The 26,536-nt window shown below is 70.2% G+C and carries 31 protein-coding genes; 26 read left to right on the forward strand and 5 right to left on the reverse strand.

Translation table 11 applies throughout. The features are described 5' to 3' along the window. Positions 1–757: 757 nt before the first annotated feature. The 7 genes from OG373_RS31370 (at position 758) to OG373_RS31400 (ending at position 5,322) form a co-directional block, all read left to right on the forward strand. The gene (locus OG373_RS31370) at positions 758–1,135 is read left to right on the forward strand and encodes an alpha/beta hydrolase (RefSeq protein ID WP_405441716.1); all 378 of its coding nucleotides are present in this window, start codon (positions 758–760) and stop codon (positions 1,133–1,135) included. A gap of 116 nt (positions 1,136–1,251) precedes the next feature. Further along, positions 1,252–2,034, forward strand: coding sequence for a hypothetical protein (locus tag OG373_RS31375; RefSeq protein ID WP_405441717.1), 783 nt, complete (start codon positions 1,252–1,254; stop codon positions 2,032–2,034). A 183-nt stretch (positions 2,035–2,217) separates the two neighbouring features. Then, positions 2,218–2,904: a ribulose-phosphate 3-epimerase gene (gene rpe / locus OG373_RS31380; RefSeq protein ID WP_405441719.1), complete on the forward strand. Its 687-nt coding sequence runs from the start codon at positions 2,218–2,220 to the stop codon at positions 2,902–2,904. Positions 2,905–3,028: 124 nt separating this feature from the next. After that, the gene (locus OG373_RS31385; protein WP_030388458.1) at positions 3,029–4,042 is read left to right on the forward strand and encodes a sugar-binding transcriptional regulator; all 1,014 of its coding nucleotides are present in this window, start codon (positions 3,029–3,031) and stop codon (positions 4,040–4,042) included. A 125-nt stretch (positions 4,043–4,167) separates the two neighbouring features. Continuing rightward, positions 4,168–4,389 (forward strand): CarD family transcriptional regulator, encoded by a 222-nt coding sequence (locus tag OG373_RS31390; RefSeq protein ID WP_030012151.1) that lies wholly within the window; start codon positions 4,168–4,170, stop codon positions 4,387–4,389. 49 nt (positions 4,390–4,438) lie between these two features. Then, positions 4,439–4,894: a ribonuclease domain-containing protein gene (locus OG373_RS31395; protein ID WP_405441721.1), complete on the forward strand. Its 456-nt coding sequence runs from the start codon at positions 4,439–4,441 to the stop codon at positions 4,892–4,894. Then, positions 4,891–5,322, forward strand: a complete 432-nt coding sequence (locus OG373_RS31400; RefSeq protein WP_405441722.1) for a barstar family protein — start codon at positions 4,891–4,893, stop codon at positions 5,320–5,322. Before OG373_RS31395 ends, OG373_RS31400 begins: the two co-directional genes overlap by 4 nt. A 192-nt stretch (positions 5,323–5,514) precedes the next feature. Here OG373_RS31400 and OG373_RS31405 read toward each other — a convergent pair whose 3' ends face one another. The 5 genes from OG373_RS31405 to OG373_RS31425 form a co-directional block, all read right to left on the reverse strand. Continuing rightward, on the reverse strand, positions 5,515–5,991 hold the full coding sequence (locus tag OG373_RS31405) for a group II truncated hemoglobin (protein ID WP_405441724.1): 477 nt from the start codon (positions 5,989–5,991) through the stop codon (positions 5,515–5,517). Then, a complete protein-coding gene (locus OG373_RS31410; RefSeq protein WP_030388461.1) occupies positions 5,988–6,317 on the reverse strand; it encodes an antibiotic biosynthesis monooxygenase in 330 nt (109 codons plus the stop codon). The genes OG373_RS31405 and OG373_RS31410 overlap by 4 nt, the downstream gene beginning before the upstream one ends. A 73-nt stretch (positions 6,318–6,390) precedes the next feature. After that, complete coding sequence (locus OG373_RS31415; protein WP_405441726.1) at positions 6,391–6,900, reverse strand: hypothetical protein; 510 nt, start codon at positions 6,898–6,900, stop codon at positions 6,391–6,393. Between the two features lie 55 nt (positions 6,901–6,955). Further along, positions 6,956–8,695, reverse strand: coding sequence for an FAD-dependent oxidoreductase (locus tag OG373_RS31420; protein WP_405441727.1), 1,740 nt, complete (start codon positions 8,693–8,695; stop codon positions 6,956–6,958). Continuing rightward, positions 8,692–8,958, reverse strand: a complete 267-nt coding sequence (locus OG373_RS31425) for a UBP-type zinc finger domain-containing protein (protein ID WP_405444271.1) — start codon at positions 8,956–8,958, stop codon at positions 8,692–8,694. The genes OG373_RS31420 and OG373_RS31425 overlap by 4 nt, the downstream gene beginning before the upstream one ends. A 302-nt stretch (positions 8,959–9,260) precedes the next feature. Between OG373_RS31425 and OG373_RS31430 the strand changes: the two genes are divergently transcribed. The 19 genes from OG373_RS31430 (at position 9,261) to OG373_RS31520 (ending at position 26,536) form a co-directional block, all read left to right on the forward strand. Continuing rightward, positions 9,261–10,085 (forward strand): type 1 glutamine amidotransferase domain-containing protein, encoded by an 825-nt coding sequence (locus tag OG373_RS31430; protein WP_053169639.1) that lies wholly within the window; start codon positions 9,261–9,263, stop codon positions 10,083–10,085. A 42-nt stretch (positions 10,086–10,127) separates the two neighbouring features. Continuing rightward, complete coding sequence (locus OG373_RS31435; RefSeq protein WP_405441729.1) at positions 10,128–11,774, forward strand: thiamine pyrophosphate-binding protein; 1,647 nt, start codon at positions 10,128–10,130, stop codon at positions 11,772–11,774. Between the two features lie 38 nt (positions 11,775–11,812). Then, positions 11,813–12,247 (forward strand): nuclear transport factor 2 family protein, encoded by a 435-nt coding sequence (locus tag OG373_RS31440; RefSeq protein ID WP_405441731.1) that lies wholly within the window; start codon positions 11,813–11,815, stop codon positions 12,245–12,247. A gap of 33 nt (positions 12,248–12,280) precedes the next feature. Beyond that, positions 12,281–12,736 (forward strand): nuclear transport factor 2 family protein, encoded by a 456-nt coding sequence (locus OG373_RS31445; RefSeq protein ID WP_397733380.1) that lies wholly within the window; start codon positions 12,281–12,283, stop codon positions 12,734–12,736. A gap of 13 nt (positions 12,737–12,749) precedes the next feature. Further along, on the forward strand, positions 12,750–13,133 hold the full coding sequence (locus OG373_RS31450) for a nuclear transport factor 2 family protein (RefSeq protein WP_405441733.1): 384 nt from the start codon (positions 12,750–12,752) through the stop codon (positions 13,131–13,133). A gap of 13 nt (positions 13,134–13,146) precedes the next feature. Then, positions 13,147–14,760 (forward strand): GMC family oxidoreductase, encoded by a 1,614-nt coding sequence (locus OG373_RS31455; RefSeq protein ID WP_405441734.1) that lies wholly within the window; start codon positions 13,147–13,149, stop codon positions 14,758–14,760. Further along, positions 14,753–15,364 carry a DJ-1/PfpI family protein gene (locus OG373_RS31460; protein WP_030388471.1) on the forward strand — a complete coding sequence of 204 codons (612 nt, stop codon included), beginning with the start codon at positions 14,753–14,755 and terminating at the stop codon, positions 15,362–15,364. The genes OG373_RS31455 and OG373_RS31460 overlap by 8 nt, the downstream gene beginning before the upstream one ends. Then, positions 15,364–15,798: a VOC family protein gene (locus tag OG373_RS31465; RefSeq protein ID WP_405441736.1), complete on the forward strand. Its 435-nt coding sequence runs from the start codon at positions 15,364–15,366 to the stop codon at positions 15,796–15,798. Before OG373_RS31460 ends, OG373_RS31465 begins: the two co-directional genes overlap by 1 nt. 3 nt (positions 15,799–15,801) lie before the next feature. Further along, positions 15,802–17,625, forward strand: a complete 1,824-nt coding sequence (locus OG373_RS31470) for an AGE family epimerase/isomerase (RefSeq protein WP_405441737.1) — start codon at positions 15,802–15,804, stop codon at positions 17,623–17,625. 37 nt (positions 17,626–17,662) lie between these two features. Continuing rightward, positions 17,663–18,019: an STAS domain-containing protein gene (locus OG373_RS31475; protein WP_405441739.1), complete on the forward strand. Its 357-nt coding sequence runs from the start codon at positions 17,663–17,665 to the stop codon at positions 18,017–18,019. Further along, positions 18,016–20,172: a glycogen debranching protein GlgX gene (gene glgX, locus OG373_RS31480; RefSeq protein ID WP_405441741.1), complete on the forward strand. Its 2,157-nt coding sequence runs from the start codon at positions 18,016–18,018 to the stop codon at positions 20,170–20,172. Before OG373_RS31475 ends, glgX begins: the two co-directional genes overlap by 4 nt. 16 nt (positions 20,173–20,188) lie before the next feature. Beyond that, positions 20,189–20,500, forward strand: a complete 312-nt coding sequence (locus tag OG373_RS31485; RefSeq protein ID WP_030388476.1) for an STAS domain-containing protein — start codon at positions 20,189–20,191, stop codon at positions 20,498–20,500. Positions 20,501–20,514: 14 nt separating this feature from the next. Further along, entirely contained in the window at positions 20,515–20,970 is a 456-nt protein-coding gene (locus OG373_RS31490; RefSeq protein WP_405444272.1) for an ATP-binding protein, read from the forward strand. Then, positions 20,952–22,211 carry a PP2C family protein-serine/threonine phosphatase gene (locus tag OG373_RS31495; protein ID WP_397733396.1) on the forward strand — a complete coding sequence of 420 codons (1,260 nt, stop codon included), beginning with the start codon at positions 20,952–20,954 and terminating at the stop codon, positions 22,209–22,211. The genes OG373_RS31490 and OG373_RS31495 overlap by 19 nt, the downstream gene beginning before the upstream one ends. Next, positions 22,212–22,973, forward strand: a complete 762-nt coding sequence (locus OG373_RS31500) for a MinD/ParA family protein (protein ID WP_405441743.1) — start codon at positions 22,212–22,214, stop codon at positions 22,971–22,973. It abuts the gene before it with no gap. A gap of 70 nt (positions 22,974–23,043) precedes the next feature. Continuing rightward, the gene (locus OG373_RS31505; RefSeq protein ID WP_405441744.1) at positions 23,044–23,784 is read left to right on the forward strand and encodes a type 1 glutamine amidotransferase domain-containing protein; all 741 of its coding nucleotides are present in this window, start codon (positions 23,044–23,046) and stop codon (positions 23,782–23,784) included. Between the two features lie 30 nt (positions 23,785–23,814). Further along, complete coding sequence (locus OG373_RS31510) at positions 23,815–25,308, forward strand: aldehyde dehydrogenase family protein (RefSeq protein WP_405441746.1); 1,494 nt, start codon at positions 23,815–23,817, stop codon at positions 25,306–25,308. 59 nt (positions 25,309–25,367) lie between these two features. Next, a complete protein-coding gene (locus OG373_RS31515) occupies positions 25,368–26,009 on the forward strand; it encodes an NADPH-dependent F420 reductase (protein ID WP_405441747.1) in 642 nt (213 codons plus the stop codon). Further along, a complete protein-coding gene (locus tag OG373_RS31520) occupies positions 26,006–26,536 on the forward strand; it encodes a (2Fe-2S)-binding protein (RefSeq protein ID WP_405444273.1) in 531 nt (176 codons plus the stop codon). Before OG373_RS31515 ends, OG373_RS31520 begins: the two co-directional genes overlap by 4 nt.

Below are 26,536 nucleotides of genomic sequence, written 5' to 3' on the forward strand. Positions count from 1 at the left end.
ATGCCGCCGGGGTGAGCGGGGGAGGGAGGAGGTACGAGGTGGCTTCGGGGAGGGCGGTGTCTGTGCGGGGCGGCATCGGAGATGGTTTGGGGGCTTCCCGGCAGTCCCATCGTCTCTCCGTGTCGGGCCGGTCCCTCAAGGGCGCTCGTTCCTCGCGTCGCTTCGCGATGGCCTTCGGCCACCCTTGACCGCCCGTCCCGCCCCGGACCTACGAAAGACTGCCGGGAAGCCCCCAAAGGAACGGGCCGGGCCTTCAATAGAGAGACGGCCACACCAGTGATGCGCGGGGCGGTCGGGGAGCGCGTCCAATCGCTACGCGCTCCTGTCCTGGTGGCGTCTGTGAGCCTCTTGGGCTGGACATAAGCCGCCATCGATCGCTACGCGCTTCTCGGTCACGCGACTGTGATCCGTCTGGGGCTGGTCATAAGCCGCAGGCGTGCTGATTGCTTCTCATGGAGGGCGTCTGGGGGCGGTCTGGGGGAGGAAGGCGTCAGATGACGGCTGAGGCGATGCCCATCCAGGTGTGGGTGGGTGCGCACCTCAGAGGGCCACCAGATTGCCTCAATTGCCCCTGTTCGGGCGGGCGGCTGGGGTGTCACGCGGTCTTGATGGGGGTTGGCATCGGCCGAGCCGATGGATCGCGCTTCCGCCCCTTGAATCCGCCCCTCCCAGCCCCGAACAAGGGGCGGACGCGGTCTCGGAGAAGCGCGTAGCGATTGATGGCGGCCTATTGTGCGCCAGGGAGCCGCTCGGCAGCATGCACGTGGACCTGCCGGTCGACAACGCGATCATGGTGGGCAGTCCGGGCGTGGGAGTGGACCACGCGAAGGACCTGAACATCCCACCGGACCGGGTCTTCGCGGCCACGGCGGACTGGGACCTCATCAACATCGCCCCGCCGCCGGCCGGACCCTTGGCCCCCCTCGACCCGAAGGCTTACCTGGAGCTCTTCGACGACCATTCGATCGTCCACGGAACCGACCCGACCAGCGACGACTTCGGGGGCCAGGTCTTCGAGGTCCCCGACGGGAAGTTGCCGCTCGACGACTGGGAAATGATGCCCGCGCACTCCCAGTACTGGGACGAGAAGCCCCTCGGTGGCCTGGGGAAGATCGTTACGGGAGGACGGCCGTGAATCCACGCAAAGCAGTCCCGGCTGCCGCACTGCTGGCCATGATGCTTATGGCGACCGCGTGCGGGGCGCAGGGGGACCGACAGAAAACCGGCGGAACGGCACCGAAGCAGCGCACGATGAACGAGCAGCAGGCGATCGACCGGGCAGAGGAGATCATCCACCAGGCGGTGGACGGCATGTCCCCCCGGCCGACGCTGGAGCGCATGGGCCACGCGCCCGTCGGCGCCTGCATCGCCAGGGACGATCACGGCCCCGACGATCGTGTGCAGGTCACGCTCATCTACAAACTGACGGGTGTGCCGGGGGCCGAGGCCCAGAACCTCGTGCGGCAGGCACGCGACGCCTGGTTGAAGCAGGGCCACAAGTACAACTCGTCGGGCGAGGTCGACTGGTCCAGCTCCTTTCCGTCGGTCTACATGCGCACCGGTCCCGACGACTTCTGGATGGACGCCGTGACCGGTGCCATGGACCGCGCCAAGGGTGAGGGTCTCGCTTCCCTCAAGGTGTCATCGCCCTGCTTCCTCCCGCCGGGCAAGAGCAAGGCCTCGGGGGCGACCCCGGTCGGTCCCGCCGCGTTCGAGGCCCCGTCGGCCGACGATCCCGCCACGCGCCGGGCTCTCGCCCACTCCAGCCGGATCTACGACGCGCTGCAGGTCGGATCGGCGCCCACGCAGCCCGGAGAGGGCCTCAGCACGGTCCGGGACGAGTCGGGCGCCTCGGTCCATCACACCTGGTCGACCTGGACCGTGCGCCGTGTACCGACGGCTGAGGGACCCCCGGCCGTCGTCGCCGGCCACCCCGGAGAGCACGCGGTCGCGCAGGTCGCGACCTCGACCACCGGGGCGGTGCGCGTCGCGGTGACGACGCCCGCCACCGGTCCGGCGTCCGCCGGCGTGTGACGGCCGGCCCCTCGCGCCGCACCCCCGCGCGCCGGGAACGGCACCAGGGGGGCGGCCGCGGCCGCCGGAGGTGATCCCGAAGGACGGGTGAAGCGTTCTCCGTGATCTGTCAGGGGTTGCTGCGCCCGTCCCGACTTGCAGGGGCGTGGCCGGAACTCGGTGGGGGCATGGCAGGCTTGGGGCATGGCCGCGCAGATTTATCCCAGCATCCTGTCCGCCGACTTCTCCCGACTCGCCGAGGAGGCGAAGGCCGTCGAGGGAGCCGACTGGCTGCATGTCGACGTCATGGACAACCATTTCGTCCCGAATCTCACCCTCGGTATGCCGATCGTGGAATCCCTGAGCAGGGCCACCGACATTCCGCTGGACCTCCACCTCATGATCGAGAACCCGGACCGCTGGGCCCCGCAGTATGTGGAGGCCGGTGCGGGCTCGGTCACCTTCCACGCCGAGGCCGCCGCCGCGCCCGTGCGGCTCGCGCGGGAGATCCGGGCCAAGGGGGCGCGCGCCTCCATGGCGCTCAAGCCCGCGACGCCGATCGAGCAGTACGAGGACCTCCTCCCCGAGCTCGACATGCTGCTGATCATGACGGTCGAGCCCGGCTTCGGCGGCCAGCCCTTTCTCGACATCATGCTGCCGAAGATCCGCCGCACCCGGGAGCTGATCTCCAAGCACGGCCTGGAGCTGTGGCTCCAGGTGGACGGCGGGGTCTCGGCCTCGACGATCGAGCGCTGCGCCGAGGCCGGGGCAGACGTCTTCGTGGCGGGCAGCGCCGTCTACGGGGCGGTCGATCCGGCCGCCGCCGTGCGCACGCTGCGTGAGCAGGCGGGTGCGGCGATCGCAGCCGCGCCCTGGGCTTGCGACCACTGAACCAAGGGTTGATGAACAGCTCGGTGAACGGGAGCTGTCCAGGCTGATCAACGGCCGTCGGATCTGACAGGATGAACGGCGAGTCGAGAGTGTGAACAGCAGTGAGGAGAACGCGGTGTCTGCAATGTCGGCGGGACGGTCAGCCCTGCGGATGGGACCCGCGGAGCTGGTGCAGGCGGCGGCCATGGCGCGCCGCTTCTACCTCGAGGGCAAGTCCAAGATCCAGATTGCCGAGGAGTTCGGCGTGAGCCGCTTCAAGGTGGCCCGGGTCCTGGAGACCGCCCTGGAGCGTGACCTCGTACGCATCGAGATCCGGGTGCCGGCGGAACTCGACGCCGAGCGGTCGGACGCGCTCAGGGCCCGCTACGGGCTCCGGCACGCCGTCGTCGTGGAGTCGCCGGCCGACGCCACCGAGGACGCGCCCGACCCGGAGAACCTGGGCGCGGTCGCCGCCGACCTGCTGGGCGAACTCGTCAACGAGGGCGACGTACTGGGCCTGGCGTGGGGACGGTCGACCATTCACATGGCCGCCTCCCTGCACAGGCTGCCCCAGTGCACCGTGGTGCAGCTGACCGGCGTGTACGACGCGGGCACCGCCGAGCGCGGCTCCGTCGAGGCCGTCCGCCGGGCCGCGCAGGTCTCCGGAGGCGACGCGCACCCGATCTACGCGCCGATGCTGCTGCCCGATCCGGCCACCGCGGCCGCGCTGCGCAGCCAGACCGGGATCGCGCGCGCGTTCGAATACTTCGACAAGGTGACGGTCGCGGCCGTCTCCATCGGCTCCTGGGAGCCGGGCATCTCCACGGTCCACGACATGCTGACCGACGAGGAGCGGGCCCACTACGCCTCGCTGGGCGTCGCCGCCGAGATGTCGGCCCACCTCTTCGATGCCGAGGGCCGGCGGGTCGGCCGGGACCTCGGCGAACGGTGCATCACCGTCGAGGCGGACCGGCTGCGGCGGATCCCCGAGGTCGTGGCGATCGCGGGCGGGCTGCGGAAGGCCTCCGCGATCGGGGCCGTGCTGAGGTCGGGTCTGGTGACCAGCCTCGTCACGGACACGGCGGTCGCCGACTACCTGCTCACCGAGTCGGCCCCGGGGCTGCGTCCGGCCCTGGACCGGGCCGACCCGGACGACTGAAACGGCCTGACCGGCCATGACGGCCCCCGGCGGCCCTTCCGATGTCGCCGCCGGTGCGGATGGTGCTGGAATTGAGATCGGAACGGCGGACCGCGCGGCGGCCTGCGGGGCGCATACTGGTTCCAATGACAAAGTCAGCAGTACCTCGCCGCCATTTGCCGTCCAGCCCGTTCAAGGCCCCCGTGGAACAGCCCATCCGGCAGTTCAACGTCGGCGACCGGGTTACTCACGATGAGCACGGCCTCGGCCGTGTCGTCGGAATCGAGGAGGGGATCGCTGTTCTCGTCGACTTCGGTTCGGTCCAGAAGCGAATCCTGAGTCCCTACACCAAGATGGCCGCCCTCTGAGGCGACCGGGCGATTCGCGAGCGAATCGGATATTTGGCACGATCGGTGCATGATCTTTCGGAACGTGCCCCGATCGTTGCTGCGTTTGCTGGGGGCGCTGTTCCTCTGTGCCGCGTTGGTCGGTGCGGTGGGTTGTGCCGGGCAGGAGACCGCGCCCGCGCCTACCGCCGCCAGCGCCAGTGCACGTGTTGGTGCCCTCGCCACTGACGTCCCCGGGTGGGCGAAGGGGATGGCCACCGTACGGGTCGACGGGCTGCCGCAGCAGGCCCGTGACGTGCTCGCGCTCATCGACAGGGGCGGGCCGTACTCCTACCGCCAGGACGGCACGGTCTTCGGGAACTTCGAGAAGGCCCTGCCCCGGCAGAAACGTGGCTACTACCACGAGTACACCGTGCGGACGCCGGGAGAGCGGGACCGTGGGGCCCGGCGGATCGTGACGGGCGAGGGTGGGGAGTTCTTCTACACGGACGACCACTACGAGACCTTCAAGGCGGTTCTCCGATGAGCCTGGACCCGCAGCCGCTCACCCCGGCGCTCGAAGCCGCCGAAGCCGCGGGCCGCACGACCGTACGGCTGGACCTGGACGGGGTACGCGGCAAGGCCGAGCTGATGCGGCGGTGCGGGGGTGCCTTGCGGCTGCCGGAGTGGGTCGGCGGGAACTGGGACGCGCTGGCCGATGCGCTGCGGGACCTGTCCTGGCTGCCGGGGGGTGGGGGGTGGCTGGTGGCGGTGACGTCGTGGCGCGGGTTCGCCGGTGCGCGGCCGGGTGAGTGGGAGACGTTCGTCGAGGTGCTGGAGGAGGGCGTGGACTTCTGGCGGGCGCGGGGGGACGGCGGGCCGTTGCTGGTGGTGCTGGCCGAGGCCGAGGCCGGGCCCGGGCCGGTCGCCGGGGCTCCGCCCCCGGCCCCGCGCCTCAAACGCCGGCGGGGCTGAAGGATCGGGTCTCCGCCCCCGGCCCTGTGCCTCGAGCGCGGCGAGGCTGGATGTGCGGCGGGCTGAAGGATCGGGGCTCCGCCCCCGGACCCCGCGCCTCGAACGCCGGCGAGGCTGGATGTGCGGCGAGGCTGATTGGGCGTCGGGCTGGATGTGCCGGTGGGGGCGGGGGTGGGGCCCGCCCCCGGTGGGTCAGGTGGGTGGGGTGGGGGGGATCCAGGGTGGGGTTTGCCCCCAGGACCAGACGGGGATCTTGGCCGCGTCGACCGGGGGTGGGTTGGGGCCCGAGTAGATCAGGGCCATGCGGGTGCCCCACTCGATGTAGTAGGCGAACACTCCGCGGAATTCGGGGTCCGTCGGGAGGCCGACCTCGTCGGCCGTGTCCATCAGCAGGTCCACCCAGCGGCGGCGCTGCTTCTCGGTGATCGCCCGCCCCAGGTGCTTGGTGGCCATGTGCCGGTGGCCGCCGTGGTGGGCGGTGTAGTCCGAGGGGCCGCCGAAGACCTCCGACAGCCAGACCGCGACGTGCTGCGGGTGCTCGGAGTCCATGCCGGCGAAGACCGGGGCCAGGATCTCGTCCTGCAGGGCGTGCGTGTAGAAGGCGTCCGTGAGGCGGTTCATCGCCTCCGCTCCGCCCATCCACTCGTAGATGGTGGGTGTGGTGCTCATCGTTCTGCGGCGGCCTTTCCCGTGCCGACGACGCCCGTCACGAGGTAGTGCTGCATCTCCTCGATGGCGGTCACGTACGGACGGATCGCGTTGAAGAAGGCGGGGAACTGTGCGCCCTTGCGGAAGCCGCCCAGGTGATCCTCGATGGAGGTCCAGCGGATGCGGAGGATGTAGCGCTCCTTCTCCTCCTCGCAGCGGGCCAGTTCGTAGTCGATGCACTCGGGCGAGGCGGCCAGGGACTCGGCGGCCCGGGCGTAGGCGTCCTCGAAGGCCGGCTGGTCGTCCAATGCGATCCGGTAGCGGATGTATTCGACGGTCGTGGTCATGGGTGCGTGCCTCTCCCTGGGTGTAGGTCGTCGCCAGCCTTACGCGATCATGCGCCGCCGTGGGCCGGATTCGTCATTCGGACTCGGACTTCATGGAGTCGGTGTCCCCGGAGGCGTCGGGGCCCTGGGCGCGGACCTTGTGGACCTTGTCCAGGGAGTCGCGGAGCTCCGTCAGCCACTCGTCCGTGTTGCGCCCGACGAGCCGGACGCACCAGGCGAGGGCGTCGGCCCGGCTGCGGGCCACGCCGCCGGCGACCAGGGTGTCGAGGACCTGGCGTTCGGACTGGCGCAGGCGGGTCATCACCGGGACGGCGAGGTGGGTGAAGAGCGTCGTCTCCTCGCCCGCCCGCACGCCCCAGGCGACCTTCCGGCGGTAGAGGGACTCGGCCTCGCGGGCCACCTCGATGCGCTGTTCGCGGGTGCGTTCGCGGAACTCCTTGACCGACTCGGTCGCCGGTATGACACCGACGACCGTGATCTCCTCGCGGTCGACGACGACCGAGTCGAGGGACTCGTAGACGTCGACCGGCAGGCGCTCGGCGAACCATGCGCGGAGCTGTTCGTTCTGCTCGGCTGTAATCATGTAATCAACGTTGCATCCGTTGCGCCCTTGATCGCAAGGCTCGCGGCGTTCGCTCTCAGCCCATCGAGCGGTAGCGGTGGATCAGGGAGACGGCCATCGCGCCCTCGCCCACGCCCGAGGCCACCCGCTTCACCGAGTGGGCGCGGACGTCGCCCGCCGCGAAGACGCCCGGGACGCTCGTCTCCAGGGGGTACGGGGCACGCTCCAGGCTCCACTCGGCCGGGAGCTCGCCGCCGTTCGAGATCAGGTCCGAGCCGGTGAGGACGAAGCCGTGCTCGTCGCGCTCGACCACGCCCGCGAGCCAGTCGGTGTGCGGGCGGGCGCCGATGAAGGTGAACATGAAGCGGGCCGGGACCTCGGTGTCGGTGCCGGTGTCCGCGTCGTGGAGGGTGAGGCGTTCCAGGTGCTCCTCGCCGTCCAGCCCGACCACCGTCGTGCGCACCTTCACCTCGATGTTCGGCGTGCGGTCGATCTCGTCGATCAGGTAGCGGGACATGCTCGCGTCCAGGGAGGCCGCGCGCACCAGGATCGTCACGCGGGCGGCGTACTTGGCGAAGTGCACCGCCGCCTGGCCCGCGGAGTTGGCCCCGCCGACGATGAACACGTGCTGCGAGATGCAGGCCGAGCTCTCCGTGGTCGCCGCGCCGTAGTAGAGGCCCGCCCCCTCGAAGCGGTCCGCGCCGGGGGCGTCGAGACGGTTGTACGAGACCCCGGTGGCCAGCAGCACCGTCTCGGCGGAGATCTCCGTACCGTCCGCCAGGGTGAGGATCTTCGCCGGGTCGTCCCGGGTCAGCGAGACCACCTCCACCGGGTGCAGGATCTCGGCGCCGAACCGGGAGGCCTGGATGGTGGCCCGGCGGGTCAGGTCGCCGCCCGAGAGGCCCGAGGGGAAGCCCAGGTAGTTCTCGATCAGGCTGGAGGTGCCGGCCTGGCCGCCCGGGGCGCGGGAGTCCAGCATCAGGGTCGAGAGGCCCTCCGAGGCCGAGTAGACGCCCGCCGCCAGGCCCGCCGGGCCCGCGCCGACGATGACGCACTCGTAGTGCGGGCGGGAGGCGGTGGTGGCCAGGCCCAGGCGCTGGGCGAGCTGGGTGTCGGTCGGGGCCGAGAGCACCGACCCGTCGGGGAAGCGGACGAGGGGGAGTGCCCCTTCGGGCTGGGCGGCGATCAGGGTCAGTGCCTCGGGGTCCCGCTCGACGTTGAGGAAGCGGAACGGCTGGCCGTTGCGGGTGAAGAAGTCCCGGACGGCGTGGGTGCCGGGGGAGACCAGGTGCCCGGCGACGATGATCCCGTCGTACGCCGGCCGGTAGGTGGCCAGCCAGTCCGAGAGCAGGTCGTCGAGGACCGGGAAGAGCCGCTCGTGCGGCGGGTCCCACGGCTTGAGCAGGTAGTAGTCCAGCCGGACCCGGTTGATGGCGGTGATCGCCGCGTCGGTCTCCGCGTAGGCCGTCAGCAGGACGCGCCGGGCGTCCGGGAAGCGGCTGACCGCCTCCAGCAGGAACTCGACGCCGGTCACGTCCGGCATGCGCTGGTCCACGAGGAACAGCGCCGGGTCGTGGCCGCGTTCGTCGAGGGAGTCCAGGATCTTCAGGGCGTCGGCCGCCGAGGAGGCGCCGAGCACCCGGTAGCGGTCGCCGTAGGCGCTGCGCAGGTCGCGGCGGACGGCGCGCAGTACCTGCGGGTCGTCGTCCACGGCGAGGATGACGGGCTTGCGGTGCTCGGCGCGTTCGGCGGCCGCGGCCGCCGTGGTGGCGGCGGCCGCCGAGGCGGTGGCGGAACTCTCCGGGGCCGCGCTCATGCCGGGTCCAGCATCAGCTGGTCGGCGTAGCACCAGGCCCAGTCCTCACCGGGCTCGTGGGAGGCCGCGACGGCGTGTTCGGTGGTCCGGTAGTGCCGGGTGGCATGACGGTTCTTCGACGAGTCGCAGCATCCGACGTGCCCGCAGCTGAGGCACATCCGCAGGTGCACCCAGGTGTCGCCGGCGGCGAGGCACTCCTCGCAGCCCACCGCCGTGGGTTTCACCGGACGTATCTGATCGATGTGTGTGCACAACAGGTCCATCGTCATCGTCCCCGTCCCTCTCCTCGTGCTCCTGCACGTTCGGCAATGCATCAACACGGCCCGCGCGCCCGCGATTCACGGCGCGTCCAGACCATAGGGCGGGGTCGCCGGAATGGTTCATCGAATCGGCCGAAGTCAGGTAGTCCTGAAGCTACTTCCTGACCTCCGCGGACGACTTCCTGAGGTGCCGCCACGACCTGGGCCGCTACCTCACGAAGTCGCACACCAGCGCTTTGACGAAGCCCCTGGGCGCGGCCAGTGTGGGGGACGCCAACGACAACAGGCGGCGCCTGGAGGAATACGTGAGCAGAAAGATTCTGGTCATTGTCTCCGAACACGGTTACTGGGCCGAGGAACTGATAGGCCCGGTCTCGAAGTTCGACGAGCGGGGCTACGAGGTCATATTCGCCACGCCGACCGGAAAGCGTGCACACGCTCTTCCGCCGAGCCTCGACGCGAACTACATCGATCCGCCGCTGGGACGCTCCGTCACCACCGAGGAGAACGCCCGGCTGGGGCGGGAGTTCGAGCAGTCGAGCCGGCTGGACTCGCCGCTCGACATCGAGGCGTGGGTCCCCGAGCGGCCGTACACGAGCGACGAGGGCTACCTGCCCAAGCTGGAGCAGTACCACCGTGATCTCGACAAACTCGACGCGGACATCGCCGGGTACGACGCGATCCTCATCGTCGGCGGCAGCGGACCGATCGCCGACCTCGCCAACAACGAGCGCGTGCACGCCCTGATCCTGGCCTTCCGGAAGGCCGGCAAGGTCGTCGCCGCCGAGTGCTACGGCGTCGCCTGCCTGGCCTTCGCCCGCGACTGGGGCGACCGCCGGAGCATCATCTGGGGCAAGCACGTGACCGGCCACTGCAAGGAGTACGACTACAAGGACGGCACCGGTTTCCTCGGTACCGATTTCAACATGGGGCCGCCGCCGTATCCGCTGGAGTACATCCTGCGCGACGCGACGGGCCCGCGCGGCGCGTACCACGGGAATTTCGGCAAGCCGGTCTCGGTCATTGTCGACTTCCCCTTCGTCACCGGACGCTCCACCCCCGACTCCTATCTCACGGGACAGAAGATCGTGGAAGTCCTGGAGGACGGCCTCACCCGATACGGCTGGTAGTCCCGGAAGTCGCCGGGAAATCGGAGAGTCGAGGGGGAATTCATGGAAGCCACTCCCGGACGGGAAAGGCTGATCGAGCAGTTCAAGGCCGACGGCCTGAATGTGATGTTCGGAAATCCGGGGACGGTGGAGCAGGGATTCCTCGACGCGGTGGACGCGGCGGAGGACTTCACCTACGTCCTCGCCCTCCAGGAGACCGTGGCCGCCGGCATCGCCGACGGGTACGCCCGGGCGACCGGCGGCGCAGCCCTGCTCCAACTGCACTCCGGGGTCGGCCTGGGCAACGGCATCGGCATGCTCTACCAGTCGCTGCGCGGTCACACCCCGCTCGTCGTGGTCGCCGGTGACGCCGGGGTGCGCTACGACGCCATGGACGCGCAGATGGCGTGCGATCTGGTGGCGATGGCGAAGCCGGTGACCAAGTACGCGACCCGGGTCACCGACCCCCGGTCCGTGCTCCGCACCGTCCGGCGGGCCGTGAAGATCGCGCTCACCCCGCCCCGGGGACCGGTGTTCGTGGCCCTGCCCATGGACGTGCTGGACGAGCTCAACTCCGAGCCCGTACTGCCCGCCACGCGGGTGCTCACCGATGTGGCGCCCTCGCCGGCCTCGGTGGGGCGGGCGGCCGAGCTGCTCGCCGCGGCCGAGCGGCCGATCGTCCTCGTCGGGGACGGGGTCGCGCTCTCCGGGGCGCAGAACGAGCTCGCCGCCGTCGCCGAACTGCTGGGCGCCGACGTGTACGAGGTCGACTCCTCCGAGGTGAACATCGCGGCCTCGCACCCGCTGCGGCGCGGCCAGACCGGGCACATGTTCGGCCCGCACAGCAGGGAGCTGGTCGGGGACGCCGACGGGGTCCTGATCGTCGGGACCTATGTCTTCCCGGAGGTCTTCCCCGAGCTGGAGAGCCCCTTCCGGGCGGGCGCGAAGGTCGTCCACATCGACCTCAACGCCTACGAGATCGCCAAGAACCACCCGGTGGACCTGGGCCTGGCCGCGGATCCCGAACAGGCACTGCGCGCGCTGGCCGGCGTACTGGACCAGCGGCTGGGTCCGCAGCAGCGGGCCGCGGCGGCCGCCCGGCTCGACGTACGGACCCGGGAGCGGGTCCGGGAGGTGCGGGAGGCGCGCGCGGCCACGGACGACGGCACGCCGATGGCCGTCTTCCTGAGGACCCTGGCCGAGCGTACCGGTGGGGACCTGATCGTCTTCGACGAGGCGCTGACCACCTCGCCGCTGGTCACCCGGTACCTGCCGGCGGAGCGTCCCGGCGACTACCACCTCACCCGTGGCGGTTCGCTCGGCGTGGGCTTCCCGGGCGCGGTCGGCGCCAAGCTGGCCCGGCCGGAGCGGCTCGTGGTGGGCTTCGCGGGCGACGGCGGGTCCATGTACACCTACCAGGCGCTGTGGACCGCGGCCCGGCACGGCATCGACGCCAAGTTCGTGGTGTGCAACAACCGCAAGTACCGGCTGCTGGACGACAACATCGCGCAGTACTGGCGGGAGCGGGACATCCCGGAGCACGGCTTCCCGGGCTCCTTCGACCTCTCCCACCCCGAGATCGACTTCGCCGGACTGGCCCGGTCGCTCGGCGCCGGCGGGATGCGCGTGGAGAAGCCGGACGAGGCGGTCGCCGCCGTGGGCCGGATGCTGTCCCACCCCGGACCCTTCCTCGTGGACATCCAGATCTGACCGGAGCACTCACGCCAGCACGGACAGGAGGAGACCGCATGCCCGCCGAGCGGCAGTTGACCGAGGACGCGATCCGCAGTTTCGCCGAGAACTGGTACGTGGCACTGGACCAGCACGTGAGCCCTGCCGACGTGCTCGCCCTGATCACCGAGGACCTGGAGTTCAAGGTCCCCGAGGACACCTTCCTCGGGCACGAGGGCTTCGGCCGCTGGTACGAGGCCGTCACCCACCGCTTCTTCGACGAGGTCCACACCGTCACGAAGGTGGAGCCCGTCATCGAGGGCGACCGGGCGGTCGTCCGGGTCCTCGTCAACTGGCAGGCCAAGGTCTGGGATCCGCCGGCGGCCCGCAGCGTGTGGCTCGGCTTCGACGCCGACCAGACCTGGACCGTCGTCGCCGGTCCCGAGGGACCGCTGATCAAGCAGTACACCGTCAACGACCTGGCCCCGATGCCCGGTTCCGCCTCGCTCTGAGCGCCGGCGAAGGAGAGAGCGGGAGAAGAGACGATGACCGAAGTGACACGCGAGCGGGTCCGGGCCGCCTACGCGGCCCTCGGCTCGGGCGACCGGGCGCGCATCCTGGAGTACTACTCCGAGGACCTGCGCTGGCTGGTGCCGGGCAACCACCCGCTGGCCGGCTGGTACGAGAGCCTGGACGCCTTCCTGGAGCTGATGGGGCAGACCCACAAGCTCACGGGCGGCACCTTCCGGATGGACATCCAGGCGGTCCTCGTCGGCGAGGACTGCAGCGCCGACGTGTGCCGCAACGTGGCCGTCAGGGACGGCGCGGACGCGGCGAGCGGGTCCCCGTACGAGCGGATGGACTACCCGGTCTTCCACTTCATGCGGTGGCGGGGCGGCCGGATCGTCGAGGGCCGCGACGGGCTCTTCGGGGACTCGGCGACCGCCTTCAGCCAGTTCTGGGCACCGTTCGCTCCGGACGGAACCCGCAGGGACCGATAGGGGGACGATCACGATGGACCGACACGAGAGCCATACCGAGATCCTGCGCAAGTACTACGAGTACGCCAACGCCGGGGACTGGGAACGCTGGTGCGACCTGTTCGCCGACGACCAGGTGATGGACGAGCAGCTGGCCGGCCACATCGAGGGCCTGGACGTCCTGCGCTCGATGATGAAGGGCATGGGGACGATGTACCGGGTCTTCCGGAACGAGCCCGTGCACTTCGTCGTCGACGGCGAGAAGGCCGCCGCCGTCTCGCACCTGACGGCGGTCAGCGCCTCCGGTGAGCCCATCGAGGCCGAGGTCATGAACTTCTTCCGGATCGTCGACGGAAAGATCGCCTACATGGCGAACCACCACGACACGGTCCCCTTCCAGGTGCTCGGCCAGGACTGAGAGGAGCACGGTCATGGCCGCAGAACAGGCAGAGGAATACGACTACGTGATCGTGGGCTCCGGCACCGCCGGCAGCGTGCTGGCGGACCGGCTCTCCGAGGACCCGGACGTCTCCGTCCTCGTCCTGGAGGCGGGCGGCTCCCGCATCCCGCCCGAGGTGGACGACCCGTCCTCCTGGTACAAGCTCCTCGGCGGTCCGGTGGACTGGGGCTACACCAGCACCCCGCAGCCCGGACTCGACGGCCGCCGTACCTACGAACCGCGCGGCAAGGCCCCCGGCGGCAGCAGCAACCTCTACATCATGATGCACATCCGGGGCCACGCCTCGGACTTCGACAACTGGGCCTATCAGGGCGCCGCCGGCTGGTCGTACGAGGACGTGCTCCCCTACTTCGCCCTGCTGGAGGGCCAGGAGGACGCCACCGCCACCACCACGGGCACCCGCGGCCCGCAGCGGATCATCAACGCCGCCCTGCACGGGCCCAACCCGGTCTCCCGCGCCTTCATCGACGCCGCCGTCGAGCTGGGCCACCAGGAGATCGCCGACTTCAACACCGACGGACCCCGGCGCGGCCTCTTCGGCACCGGCTGGCACCACATCGACGTGGCCGACGGCCGCCGCCAGGGCGTCCTCGCCGCCTATCTGGAGCCCGCGCTGCGGCGCCCCAACCTGACCCTGCGCACCAGCGCGCAGAGCACCCGGCTGCTCTTCGACGGGGACACCTGCACGGGGGTCGAGTACACCCAGCTCCGGGCCCCCGCCGAGATCCCGGGGCGGACCGTCCGGGACGGCCACAGCGCTCCCGCGGAACCGGGGCCCCACACCGTACGGGCCCGCCGCGAGGTGATCGTGGCGGCCGGGGCGATCGAGTCCCCGAAGCTGCTGCTGCTGTCCGGCATCGGCCGTCCCGAGCAGCTGCGCGAGCACGGCATCGAGGTCACCGCGGCCCTGCCCGGGGTCGGCGAGAACTTCCACAACCACGTACTGACCGGGCTGATGGCCGAGGTCACCCAGGAGCTCCCGCCGCCGGCGCAGAACCTGTCGGAGAGCGCTCTATTCCTGTCCTCGCAGCCCGGCCTGCCCGCCCCCGACCTGCAGATCGCCTTCGTCCACGTGCCCTTCGACGTGATCGTCGGCCAGGACCACCCCAACACGGTGTCCATCCTGCCCGGTGTCGTACGGCCGGTGTCCCGCGGCTGGATCAGGCTGGCGAGCGCCGACCCGCTGGCCCACCCGCTGATCAACCCGAACTACCTGGGCGACCGGTGGGACCTGGAACGGATGGTGCAGGGCGTCAGGATCGCCCGGGAGATCTTCGCGACCTCCGCCTTCTCGCCCTGGTACAAGCAGGAGCTCCAGCCCGGCCCGGGCTACGCGAGCGACGACGACCTGCGGACCTTCGTGAAGCAGAAGTCGGAGAGCTACCACCACCAGGCCGGCTCCTGCCGCATGGGCATCGACGACCTCTCGGTCGTCGACCCCGAGCTGCGGGTGCACGGCGTACGGAACCTGCGCGTGGTCGACGCGAGCGTGATGCCCGCGGTCCCGTCGGGCAACTGCCACACCGCCATCGCGATGATCGCCGAGCGCGCGGCGGACTTCCTGAAGGGGGCCTCCCGTGTCTGACGCAGTCCTGCGCGACGGCGCACTGTCCGGGACCCGGATCGCGGTCCTGGTCGAGAGCGACTACTACGAGCCGGAGATCTTCTACTACCAGCGCCGCTTCGCGGAGGAGGGCGCCGAGGTCGACTTCCTGACCCGGCTGTGGGGCAACGACTCCATCACCTTCACCGGGCACGAGTACCGGGCGCCCTTCACCGCCACGCAGTCCCTGGAGGGGCTGAGCGACGAGGAGCTGCGCCGGTACGCGGCGATCATCGTGCCCTCCGGCATGGTGGCCGACCGGCTGCGCTACACCGAGGACGTGGACGTCCTCGCCCCGGCGACCGAGCTGCTGCGCCGGGCCTTCGCGGAACCGACGGTCCTCAAGGGGATCATCTGTCACGGCATGTGGCTGGCCTCCTCGATCCCGGACCGGATCCGCGGCCGCAAGGTGGTCTGCCACAACAACCTCATCGGTGACGTGCGGAACATGGGCGGCGAGTACGTCGACGAGGACGTGGTGGTCGACGGTGACCTGGTCACCGGCCGCACCGGGGCCCACCACCACCTCTTCGCCCGCCGGATCATCGAACTGATCGCGGCCGGCCGGGGCCGGGGGGCCGGCTGATGGCCGGGCTGCGCTGGTCCCACGTAGGACTGAACTGCACGGACCAGAAGACCACCGAGGAGTTCTACACCCGGTACTTCGGCTTCGCCCGGGCCCGGGTGGTCGACCTCGGGGAGGCGCAGATCGTGTTCCTGCGCAAGGGGGACGCGTACCTGGAGCTCTTCGCGGCAGGCGGCACCGAACCGGCCCGCACGGCGCACGACGACGGTCCGCAGGCCCCCGGCCGGATGCGCCACCTGGCCTTCCAGACCGACAGCGTGGACGCGTTCCTGGCATCGCTCGGCGACGCGGCGGAAGTGACCCTGGGGCCACTGGACTTCGACGACTTCATCTGCGGCTGGCGGACCGTGTGGGTCCGCGATCCCGACGGGGTCGTCGTCGAGGTCAGCCAGGGGTACGTGGACGACGGCTCTCACGACAAGGACGGTGCGTGACCCATGGCTGACGCCGTGACCTTCTCCTTCTCCGACACGATCGCGGGGTACGTCACCCGCTTCGACTCCGGGACCCGGCTGCTGAGGCTGAAGACCTCGGACGGGCGCGAGTTCGACGTCTCGCTCACCGGAGGCCCCAGCGCCGAGCTGGTGCGCAACCTGGACGAGCCCTACATCGACGCCTCCGGGCACATCGACGAGATGCTCTCACCGGGACGCTTCCTCTTCGTCTACGGGGTCCACTACCCGGAGCGCGGCGGCAGCTTCGACGCCAAGCGCCTGGTCTTCCTGGGCCGCGGGGCGGAGGACTACCGCTTCGAGGAGCCGAGCTGGTGGATCAAGCAGATCGAGTCCCTGGCCGACTTCTACAAGCGGGCCCAGTTCGGCGACGGGCCGGTGGACTTCACCGAGTACCGCACCGAGATCCGGCTCGGTGGTGACAAGACCGCCAGCCACGTCCAGGAGACCGACACGATCTCCCGGCTGGTCTACGGCATGGCCTCGGCCTACCTGCTGACCGGCAAGGACGAGTACCTGGAGGTCGCCGAGCGCGGTACCGAGTACCTGCGCAAGCACATGCGGGTCGTGGACAGCGAGGAGGACGTGGTCTTCTGGTACCACGGCATCAGCGTCGACGGGGACAGCGAGCGCAAGCTCTTCACCTCGGAGTTCTCCGACGACTACGACGCGATCCCGATGTACGAGCAGATCTACGCGCTGGCCGGCCCCATCCAGACCTACCGGGTCACCGGCGACATCCGGATCAAGAACGACGCGGACGCCACCATCCGGCTGTTCGACAAGTTCTTCTTCGACCCGGAGCAGGGCGGCTACTACTCGCACATCGACCCGATCCTCTTCAGCGCCGACCACGAGTCCCTCGGCGAGAACGCCGAGCGCAAGAACTGGAACTCGGTGGGCGACCACGCTCCGGCGTACCTGATCAACCTGTACCTGGCGACCGGCGACCGGAAGTACGCCGATTTCCTCGAGTACACCTTCGACACCATCGCGGACAAGTTCCCGGACTACAAGAACAGCCCCTTCGTCCAGGAGCGTTTCTTCCGCGACTGGTCGCACGACACCGCGCACAGCTGGCAGCAGAACCGCGCGGTGGTCGGCCACAACCTGAAGATCGCCTGGAACCTGATGCGGATGAACTCGCTGAAGGCCAAGCCGGAGTACGAGCAGCTCGCCAGGAAGATCGGCGAGATCATGCCGGCGGTCGGCAGCGACGTGCAGCGCGGCGGCTGGTACGACGTCGTCGAGCGGCTCAAGGAGGGCGACCAGGAGGCGTACCGATTCGCCTGGCACGACCGCAAGGCCTGGTGGCAGCAGGAGCAGGCGATCCTCGCCTACCTCATCCTGAACGGCACCGTCGGCGGCGAGGCGAACCTGCGCGAGGCCCGGCAGGCCCAGGCCTTCTACAACACCTTCTTCCTCGACCACGACGAGGGAGCCGTCTACTTCAACGTCCTCGCCAGCGGTACGCCGTACCTGCTCGGCACCGAGCGGCTCAAGGGCAGCCACTCGATGTCCATGTACCACTCGGCGGAGCTCTGCTACCTCTCCGCCGTCTACAACAACCTGCTCATCAACGGCCGGGAGATGGACTTCCACTTCCAGCCCGCCCCGACCGACCTGCCGGACCGCGTCCTGCGCGTCTCGCCCGACCTGCTTCCCGCCGGTTCGGTGCGGATCGCGTCCGTGGACATCGACGAGAAGCCGTACACCGACTTCGACGCCGATGCCCTCACCGTGCGGCTGCCCGACGTCCAGGGGCGGGTGAAGGTCAAGGTCCGGCTGCGTCCGGTCGCCAAGAAGTAGCGCTCAACGGGGGGCGCCCCAACCAGAGGGGAACGCAATGACTCTCAACGTCAAGGAACGCCGGAACAAGACGGGCACCGTGCTCGTCGCCACCGGTGAGATCAACAGCGAGACATCCGGAGCACTGCTCCAGGCCCTGCTGCCGCTGGTCCGCGAGGGCAAGCCGCTGCGCATCGACCTCACGGCTGTCACCTACGTCTCCAGCGCGGGCCTGCGCACCCTGCTCGTCGTCTACCGAGAGGCGCAGCACGCCGGCGTCGCGGTCACCCTGTACGGGGTGAGCGAGGAAGTCCGGTTCGTCATGTCGGCCACCGGATTCCTCGACTTCTTCGAGACCGGTGAGGCCGCCGCCGCGGCCGCCAAGGCCAAAGCCAAGGCCAAGGCAGCGCGATGACCGAGACCCGGTCCGAGCAGGTGCTGCGCGTCGACGCGTACCCGACCCACGAGGTGGGCGGGTACCGCGTCCGGGCGGGCAAACCGTTCCCCTTCGGGGCCAACGTGGTCCCCGGCGGGGTCAGCTTCTCCGTCTTCTCCGACCAGGCGACCAGCATGACGCTGGTCATCTACAAGCGCGGAGAAGCCGATCCGATGGCCGAACTGGAGTTCCCCGAGGAATTCCGCACCGGCAGCGTCTTCGCCATGACCGTCTTCGGCCTCGACCACGAGAACATCGAGTACGGGTACCGGGCCGACGGCCCCTACGACCCCGTCACCGGCCACCGCTTCGACGCCCGCCAGGTGCTCTCCGACCCGTACGCCCGGCTGATCGCCGGCCGTGACGTGTGGGGCGTGGAGCCCGACCGCAGCCGCGGCTACCAGTACCGCTCCCGCGTCTGCCTCCAGGACTTCGACTGGGGCGACGACACCCCGCTGGGCATCCCCGCCGAGGACCTCGTCGTGTACGAGACCCACGTGCGCGGCTTCACCCGGCACCCCTCCTCGCAGGTCACCGCACCCGGCACCTTCGCGGGGCTGCGCGAGAAGATCCCGTACCTGAAGGAACTCGGGGTCAACTGCATCGAGCTGCTCCCGGTGTTCGAGTTCGACGAGAGCGACAACCCGCGCACCAACCCGGAGACGGGCGAGCAGCTCTTCGACTACTGGGGCTACAACACCGTCTCGTTCTTCGCGCCCAAGGCCGGCTACGCGGCCACCGGACGCTACGGCATGCAGGGCGACGAGTTCCGCACCCTGATCAAGGACCTGCACGCCGCCGGCATCGAGGTCATCCTCGACGTCGTCTTCAACCACACTGCCGAGGGCAACGAGCAGGGCCCGACGATCTCCTTCAAGGGGCTCGACAACGCCACGTACTACATGCTCACGCCCGAGGGGTACTACTTCAACTTCAGCGGCACGGGCAACACCGTCAACTGCAACCACCCCGTCGTGCGCAACTTCGTGCTCGACTGCCTGCGCCACTGGGTCGCCGACTACCACATCGACGGCTTCCGCTTCGACCTCGCCGCCATCCTCGGCCGGGCCCTGGACGGCACCCCGCTGCCCAACCCGCCGCTGCTGGAACTGCTCGCCTACGACCCGGTGCTGCGGCACACCAAGCTCATCGCCGAGGCCTGGGACGCCGGCGGCCTCTACGAGGTCGGCAACTTCCCGGCGTACGGCCGCTGGGCCGAGTGGAACGGCAAGTACCGCGACACCGTGCGCCGCTGGCTCAAGGGCGACTCCGGGGTCGTCGGCGAGCTGGCCACCCGCATCGCCGGCTCGCCCGACCTCTACTCCAGCCGCGGCACCGCGGCCTCGGTCAACTTCCTGACCGCGCACGACGGTTTCACCCTCGCCGACCTGGTCTCCTACAACGACAAGCACAACGAGGCCAACGGCGAGCACAACAACGACGGTGCCAACGACAACAACAGCTGGAACTGCGGAGCCGAGGGGCCGACCGAGGACCCCGGGATCAACGCGCTGCGCACCCGGCAGATGAAGAACGCCCTCGCCATCCTCTTCACCAGCCAGGGCATCCCGATGCTGCTGGCGGGGGACGAGGTCGCGCGGAGCCAGCAGGGCAACAACAACACGTACTGCCAGGACAACGAGCTCTCCTGGTTCGACTGGGACCAGGTCGAAGAAAGCGCCGAACTGCTGCGGTTCACGCGGGAGATGATCGCCTTCCGGGGGCACCACCGCGAACTGCGCTCCACCGCCCACCCCACCGGGCAGGTCCGGGAGCACCTCGGCCTGCCGGACATCAGCTGGCACGGGGAGCGGGCCTGGCAGCCCGACTGGTCCGACGAGAGCAGGCTGCTGGCCGTGGCCCGCTGCGGCACCGGGGACGACGACGTGGTGTACGTGGCCATGAACGCGCACTGGGAGTCGCACGACCTGGAACTGCCCGCCCTGCCGGGAGGCCGGAGCTGGCACCTGTTCGCCGACACCGGGGCGGCGGCGCCGCACGACATCCGCACCCCGGGCGGCGAGCAGGAACTGGACAACGCCGGGAAGTACCTGATCGGCCCGCGCTCGGTCGTGATCCTGGTGGGCCGCACCGACGACCCCGACGATCGCGACGACCTCGACACGCCCTGACCGAAGGAGACCTGACATGCCGCTTTCCGTGTCCCTGAGCATCGAGGGCGACACCACCGTGATCGAGCTGACGGGCGAGCTGGACGCCAAGACCGCGCCGGACTTCCACCGGACCATCGAGAAGGCCGCCGGCCACGGCACCCACACCGTCGAGATCAGGATGGCCGGCGTCGGCTACATGGCCAGCGCCGGACTGCGCTCCCTGGTCTTCGCCCAGCAGAAGGTCGCGAACGACGTCACCATCAAGGTGGTCGGTGCCATCGAGCCCGTGTCCCGGACCATCCGGACCGCAGGGCTCGACCGCAGCATCGTTCTCTCCGATGAGTGACCACCGTGACTGACATGGTCGAACGGGCGATGACCTCCCGCGTGCTGGACGTGCCCGCGACGGTGGCGGCACTGGGATCCATCGCCTCGTTCGTCCTGCGGCTGGCCGGAGCGGCGGGCCTGGACAAGGGCGCCACCTACCGGCTCCGGCTGGCCGTGGACGAACTGGCCACGAACGTCGTGATGCACGGGTACCGGGGCGGCGACGGACGGATCACCGTCCGCGGCCGCTCCGGCCCGGGCGGGGTGCAGATCGTCATCGAGGACTCCGCGCCCCCCTTCGACCCCGTCGAAGGCCGCCTGCCGCCCGCCCCCGGGGTTCCCCCGCAGGACCGGCGGATCGGCGGCCTCGGCATCCACCTGGCACTGACCAGCGTGGACGAGTTCGGCTACGCGCACAGGGACGGCCGCAACATCAGCACGCTGACTGTGAAGGCTGAGGGGACGGACCGATGCCCTCCACGACCGTGATCATCCTCGACGCGCACCCGCCACCACCGCCGGAGCTGCTCGACGCCCTGCGGGCGATGGACGCGTCGCTCGTCACCCGCACCCTGAGGGAACTGCGCGAAGGCCCGCTGGAACTGCTGCCCGTCGCGGACGTGCTGCTCGCCCCGGCCGAGTCCGACGGGGCGGCCGTACGGATGGCCGTACGCCGGCTGCGCCGCTGGGCGGGAGCCCCCATCGTGGTCGTCTGGACCGTGACGGAGTTCGCCGCCCTGGAGGAACACGTCCGGATCGGGCACGACTACCTCGTACCCCCCTTCCTGCCCGCCCTCGTCGGGGCCCGGCTGCACAGCTGCTCGGAGCGCGCCGGACTCGGCCGCACCCTGCGGGAGGCCGATGCCCGCGCCGAACTCATGGGATACGAGAAGGAGCTGGAGATCGGCCGGGAGATCCAGGCGGGCTTCCTGCCCGAATCGATGCCCGTGCCCGACGGCTGGGAGATCGACGTGCGGTTCCGTCCCGCCCGGCAGGTAGCCGGGGACTTCTACGACGTCTTCGAGATCTCCCGCGGCCGCCGTCTCGCCGTCGTCGTCGCCGACGTCTGCGACAAGGGGGTCGGAGCGGCGCTGTTCATGGCGCTCATCCGCTCCCTGCTGCGGCACACCGCGCAGAACAGCGGCCTGCAGCACCTGGTCGCCGCCGGACGGGCCGGAGGCAGCCGGCGGATCCCGGTCGTCGGCGCCACACCGCTGCTCAACGCGGTCACCGCCACGAACAGCTACCTCACCCGCAACCACCTGCGGCAGGGCTACTTCGCCACCCTGTTCTTCGGGGTGCTCGACCCGCTCACCGGCAGCCTCGTCTACATCAACGGCGGCCACAACCCGCCCCTGCTGCTGCCCGCCGACGGCAGCCCGCCCGTCGCCCTCGACGTCACGGGACCCGCCGTCGGCGTCCTGCCCGACTGCGTCTACACCCTCGGCTACGCCCAGCTCGACCCGGGCGACACCCTGTTCGTGTTCACCGACGGAGTCCCCGAGGCCCGCTGCCCGGACGGCCGCTTCCTCGGGGACGACCGGATGCTGGAACTGCTCGCCGGACCGCCGTCGAACGGCAAGGTCCTGGTCGACCTGATGGACCTGGCGGTGCGCGAGCACACCGGCACCGCCGAACAGCACGACGACGTCACCATGCTGGCCCTGCACCGGCCACGCGCGGCGCGGGGGCCGCACGTGGACGGCGCCGGCACCAGGGTGGTGGCCTAGATGACCCGCACCATCGTCGTGCACTCGCACCGCGGTGGGACGGGCAAGTCCTCGGTACTGGCGAACCTCGCGCTGCTCATCGCGGGCGAGGGACGCCGGGTGGGGGTGGTGGACACCGATATCCAGTCACCCACCCTTGACCTGCTGTTCCGCCTGGGACCCGGCGCCTCCCTGACCGACTACCTGCTCGGCCGCTGCGAGATCGAGGCCACCGCCCAGCAGGTGGGCGACAGTTTCGGACTGCGCCGGGGCGGGCTGTACGTCGTGCCGGCCCGGACCGGGACGGCCGCCCTGCGCGAGATCATGGCCGTGGGCTACGACGTGGGGATGCTGCCGGAGGGCTTCGACCGGCTGGCCGCCCACCACGCCCTCGACGTACTGCTGCTCGACACCCACGCCGGACTGAACAACGAGTCGGTGATCGCCATGGCCAGCGCCGACGTACTGATGATCATGGCTCGGGCCGACCGGATCGACCTCTCCGGGGTCGAGGAGACCATTGCCCTCGCCGGACGCCTGACCTGCCGCCGGGCCCTGGTGCTGAGCATGGCCCCCGAAGGCATCGACCGGGAAGAGGCCCGGCGGCGCACCGAGGCGGTCTACGGGGCGCCGCTGGCCGGAATCCTTCCGTACTCCCCGGAAATGGCGGCCCTGTACGGGGAGCGCATATTTGCGGAAGCCCACCCCGACCATCCCATGGTCGGTGAATTTCGCACCATCATCTCGGCGTTGGACGCACGTGACGAAGTATCGCGGGCCTGACGTCACCCCCCTTACGCCCCCCGCGGGTGGCGTGTTGAATCGGCAGCGAATCCAGAACAAGGAGAGAATCATGAAGATTCTCGTCGTCATGACGGCCAAAGCAACACTGCATCTGCTCGACGGCGAACAGCACCCCTCGGGATTCTGGGCCGAGGAATTCGTCGTGCCCTTCTCGCTCTTCAAAGCGGCCGGACACGACGTGGACGTGGCGACGATCGCGGGCAGGACTCCGACGGTCGACCAGACGAGCATCGACCCGCAGTTCCTCCAGTGGGTCCGCCCCCAGGGCTCGCCCGACGAGGACGCGGCCAACGCCGCCGAGTACGTCCGCGTCATCGGGAGCACCCCCCAGCTGAGGGCTCCCCTCGCCCTGGAGACCCTCACCGAGAAGGACATCGCCGACTACGACGGCGTGTACGTCAGCGGCGGCCACGGCGCCATCGGCGACCTGCCCAAGTCCGACGAACTCGCCCAGATCCTGCGCTGGGTCATCGCCCAGGACAAGCCGCTCGCCACCGTCTGCCACGGCCACACCTCGCTGCTCGCCCTGCGCGACGGCGAAGGCCGCTGGCCCTTCGAGGGCTACCGGATGACCGCCTTCTCGCACAGCGAGGAGCTGGTCACGAACATGGCCGGCCGGCTCCCGCTGATCCTGGAGGTCGAACTCACCCGGCTCGGCGCCCGCTACGAGAAGGCCGATGCGATCTGGGACTCGCACGTGGTCGTGGACCGCAGGCTGACGACCGGCCAGAACCCCTACTCCTCCAAGGCCCTCGCCGAGACCTTCTTACGGCAGCTCGCGAAGGGCTAGTACCCCCGCAACCGAAACCGGAAGGCAGCCATGACCAAGCGTGAGCTGAGCGGCCAGCCCCTCGCCAACCCCGGGAAACTGTTCATCGGAGGCGCCTGGGTTCCGGCCCGGGACGGCCGTACCGAACCGGACATCAGCCCCGTGGACGGGCAGGAGATCGTGCCGGTGGCCCAGGCCGCCGCCGCCGACGCGGACGCGGCCGTCGCCGCCGCCCGCACGGCGTACGAGGAAGGCCCCTGGAGCAGACTCTCCGCCCAGGAGCGCGCGCTGCGGCTGAACCGGGTCGGTGAGCTCATCGAGCGCGACCTGGAGGAGATCGCCCTGCTGGAGACCGTGGACATGGGCAAACCGTTCGCGTTCTCCAGCACGGTCGACGCCCCCATGGCCGCCCAGCTCATGCACTACTACGCCGGGGCGGTGACCCGCGTCGACGGCTCCTCGCGCGCCCCGGCCGGCGGCCAGCTCGCCTACACCCTGCGCGAACCGCTGGGCGTGGTCTGCGCCATCACCCCGTTCAACTTCCCGCTGCTGCTGTCGATGACGAAGATCGCGCCGGCCCTCGCCGCGGGCAACACGGTGGTCCACAAGCCCTCCCCGGCCACCCCGCTCACCGCCCTGAAGATCGCCGAGCTCTTCCAGGAGGCGGAGATCCCCGACGGGGTGCTGAACGTCATCACCGGCCCGGGCGTGGAACTGGGGGAGACCCTCACCGGCCACCCCGACATCGACAAGATCGCCTTCACCGGCTCCACCTCGGTCGGCCAGACGATCATCCGCAAGGCGGCGGGCACCCTGAAGAAGGTGACGATGGAGCTCGGCGGCAAGTCCGCCAACATCGTCTTCGCCGACGCCGACCTCGACGCCGCCGAGGAACTCGCCTTCTTCGGCATCTACTACAACAAGGGCGAGATCTGCACCGCCGGCTCCCGGCTGCTGCTGCAGCGCCCCGTCCACGACGAGATGGTCGAACGGCTGGTCCGCCGGGCCGCCGCCCTCAAGCCGGGCGACCCGCGCGACCCCGCCACCCTTTTCGGACCGCTGGCCCACCGCGGACAGTTCGACAAGGTCAGCTCGTACATCGAGGTCGGCGAGAAGGAAGGCGCGATCCTGCGCACCGGCGGCAGCGGCTGGACCCCCGAGGGCGCCTCCAACGACCTCTCGGCCGGCCTGTACTTCCTGCCGACGATCTTCACCGGCGTCGACAACGGCATGCGGATCGCCCAGGAGGAGATCTTCGGACCGGTCCTGTCGATCATCCCCTTCGACACCGAGGAGGACGCCGTACGCATCGCCAACGACAGCGCGTACGGCCTCGCCGCCGGCGTCCACACCAAGGACCTGCGGCGCGCCCACCGGGTCGCCTCGCAGATCAAGGCCGGCACGGTCTGGGTCAATTGCTACAACCAGTACGACCCCGCCGTGCCCTACGGCGGCTACAAGGCCTCCGGCTACGGCCGCGAATGCGGCCCCGAGTCGCTGGAGAGCTACACCCAGACCAAATCGGTCTGGATCGGCATGGACTGAGAGCGCGACCGGGGCCTCGCCCCGCACTGCGACCGAGACCCCCTTCCCGAGGAGCGGCAATGCGGACAGGCATCATCGGCACCGGGCGGATCGGCTCGACCCTCGCCAGGATCCTCGTGGCGGCGGGGCACCAGGTCGTCCTCGCGGGCGCCCGGGGCCCGCAGGCGCTCGGCCCGCTCGTGGCCGAGCTGGGGCCGGCGGCCGCGGCGGCGCACCCCGCCGAGGCCGCGGCCCGCGCCGAACTCCTGGTGCTGATGGTGCCCTTCGGGAGCGTCCGCGGACTGCTCCCGCCGCACGCCGTGCAGGACAAGGTGCTGGTCGACGCGACGAACGCGTTCGGCGGCCCCGGAGCGCCCGCCGACCTCGGCGGCCCCGGAGCGCCCGCCGACCTCGGCGGGCGCGGCTCCAGCGATCTGGTCGCCGAGTGGTATCCCGGCGCCCAGGTCGTGAAATCCCTGAACACCATGCATTACGAAACCCTCGCCGTCGCCGGCACCGCATCCGGAGACCGCCTGGCACATTTCACCGCGGGCGACGACGTGAAAGCGAAGGAAATCGTCGCGGGAATCATCACGGATCTGGGATTCGCGCCCGTGGACACCGGCCCGTTGTACTCCGGAGGAATTCTCCAGCAGCCCGGCGGGCCCCTTTTCAACCGGACGCTCACGGAAGCGCAGGCGCTGGCATGGATATCACACTGAAAGTGAACGGAAGACCCGAGCAATTCTCGGCGCAGCCGAACGAGCTGCTCGTGGAGAGGCTCCGCGACGGCCTCGGGCTGACCGGCACCAAGGTCGGCTGCGACACCGGCCAGTGCGGCACCTGCGTCGTCCGCCTCGACGGCAGGTCCGTCAAGAGCTGCCTGGTCCTCACCGCCTCCGCCGACGGCAGCGAGGTGGCCACCATCGAGGGCGAGACCACCCGCGGCGGTGAGCTGACCGGCCTCCAGGAGGCACTGCGCCAGGAGCACGGCACCCAGTGCGGCTTCTGCACCCCGGGTATGGTGATGGCCCTCGGCGAACTCGTCGACTCCACCGCCGGCGCCGAGGCCCCCACCGAACCCGAGATCCGCGAGTGGCTCACCGGCAACCTGTGCCGCTGCACCGGCTACCACAGCGTCGTACGGGGCGTGCAGCGCGCCTGCGCGGCCGCCCGCGCCGAGGTGCCCGCCGGCTCCGCCGAGTCCGCCGCCGTCGCCGCATCCGGCGCTGCCGCACAGGAGGTGTGA

The organism is Streptomyces avidinii, from assembly GCF_045161815.1.
Lineage (GTDB): Bacteria > Actinomycetota > Actinomycetes > Streptomycetales > Streptomycetaceae > Streptomyces > Streptomyces avidinii.

Bases quoted from the DNA above. Each gene is read 5' to 3' on its own strand.
- OG373_RS31505 (WP_405441744.1), top strand. From the start codon at position 23,044: ATGAAGATTCTCGTCGTCATGACGGCCAAAGCAACACTGCATCTGCTC.
- OG373_RS31390 (WP_030012151.1), top strand. From the start codon at position 4,168: ATGACAAAGTCAGCAGTACCTCGCCGCCATTTGCCGTCCAGCCCGTTC.
- OG373_RS31415 (WP_405441726.1), bottom strand. From the start codon at position 6,900: ATGATTACAGCCGAGCAGAACGAACAGCTCCGCGCATGGTTCGCCGAG.
- OG373_RS31405 (WP_405441724.1), bottom strand. From the start codon at position 5,991: ATGAGCACCACACCCACCATCTACGAGTGGATGGGCGGAGCGGAGGCG.
- OG373_RS31400 (WP_405441722.1), top strand. From the start codon at position 4,891: ATGAGCCTGGACCCGCAGCCGCTCACCCCGGCGCTCGAAGCCGCCGAA.
- OG373_RS31395 (WP_405441721.1), top strand. From the start codon at position 4,439: ATGATCTTTCGGAACGTGCCCCGATCGTTGCTGCGTTTGCTGGGGGCG.
- glgX (WP_405441741.1), top strand. From the start codon at position 18,016: ATGACCGAGACCCGGTCCGAGCAGGTGCTGCGCGTCGACGCGTACCCG.
- OG373_RS31370 (WP_405441716.1), top strand. From the start codon at position 758: ATGCACGTGGACCTGCCGGTCGACAACGCGATCATGGTGGGCAGTCCG.
- OG373_RS31440 (WP_405441731.1), top strand. From the start codon at position 11,813: ATGCCCGCCGAGCGGCAGTTGACCGAGGACGCGATCCGCAGTTTCGCC.
- OG373_RS31465 (WP_405441736.1), top strand. From the start codon at position 15,364: ATGGCCGGGCTGCGCTGGTCCCACGTAGGACTGAACTGCACGGACCAG.
- OG373_RS31475 (WP_405441739.1), top strand. From the start codon at position 17,663: ATGACTCTCAACGTCAAGGAACGCCGGAACAAGACGGGCACCGTGCTC.
- OG373_RS31515 (WP_405441747.1), top strand. From the start codon at position 25,368: ATGCGGACAGGCATCATCGGCACCGGGCGGATCGGCTCGACCCTCGCC.
- OG373_RS31500 (WP_405441743.1), top strand. From the start codon at position 22,212: ATGACCCGCACCATCGTCGTGCACTCGCACCGCGGTGGGACGGGCAAG.
- rpe (WP_405441719.1), top strand. From the start codon at position 2,218: ATGGCCGCGCAGATTTATCCCAGCATCCTGTCCGCCGACTTCTCCCGA.
- OG373_RS31385 (WP_030388458.1), top strand. From the start codon at position 3,029: ATGTCGGCGGGACGGTCAGCCCTGCGGATGGGACCCGCGGAGCTGGTG.
- OG373_RS31445 (WP_397733380.1), top strand. From the start codon at position 12,281: ATGACCGAAGTGACACGCGAGCGGGTCCGGGCCGCCTACGCGGCCCTC.
- OG373_RS31490 (WP_405444272.1), top strand. From the start codon at position 20,515: ATGGTCGAACGGGCGATGACCTCCCGCGTGCTGGACGTGCCCGCGACG.
- OG373_RS31455 (WP_405441734.1), top strand. From the start codon at position 13,147: ATGGCCGCAGAACAGGCAGAGGAATACGACTACGTGATCGTGGGCTCC.
- OG373_RS31495 (WP_397733396.1), top strand. From the start codon at position 20,952: ATGCCCTCCACGACCGTGATCATCCTCGACGCGCACCCGCCACCACCG.
- OG373_RS31435 (WP_405441729.1), top strand. From the start codon at position 10,128: ATGGAAGCCACTCCCGGACGGGAAAGGCTGATCGAGCAGTTCAAGGCC.
- OG373_RS31425 (WP_405444271.1), bottom strand. From the start codon at position 8,958: ATGGACCTGTTGTGCACACACATCGATCAGATACGTCCGGTGAAACCC.
- OG373_RS31485 (WP_030388476.1), top strand. From the start codon at position 20,189: ATGCCGCTTTCCGTGTCCCTGAGCATCGAGGGCGACACCACCGTGATC.
- OG373_RS31375 (WP_405441717.1), top strand. From the start codon at position 1,252: ATGAACGAGCAGCAGGCGATCGACCGGGCAGAGGAGATCATCCACCAG.
- OG373_RS31450 (WP_405441733.1), top strand. From the start codon at position 12,750: ATGGACCGACACGAGAGCCATACCGAGATCCTGCGCAAGTACTACGAG.
- OG373_RS31510 (WP_405441746.1), top strand. From the start codon at position 23,815: ATGACCAAGCGTGAGCTGAGCGGCCAGCCCCTCGCCAACCCCGGGAAA.
- OG373_RS31420 (WP_405441727.1), bottom strand. From the start codon at position 8,695: ATGAGCGCGGCCCCGGAGAGTTCCGCCACCGCCTCGGCGGCCGCCGCC.
- OG373_RS31470 (WP_405441737.1), top strand. From the start codon at position 15,802: ATGGCTGACGCCGTGACCTTCTCCTTCTCCGACACGATCGCGGGGTAC.
- OG373_RS31410 (WP_030388461.1), bottom strand. From the start codon at position 6,317: ATGACCACGACCGTCGAATACATCCGCTACCGGATCGCATTGGACGAC.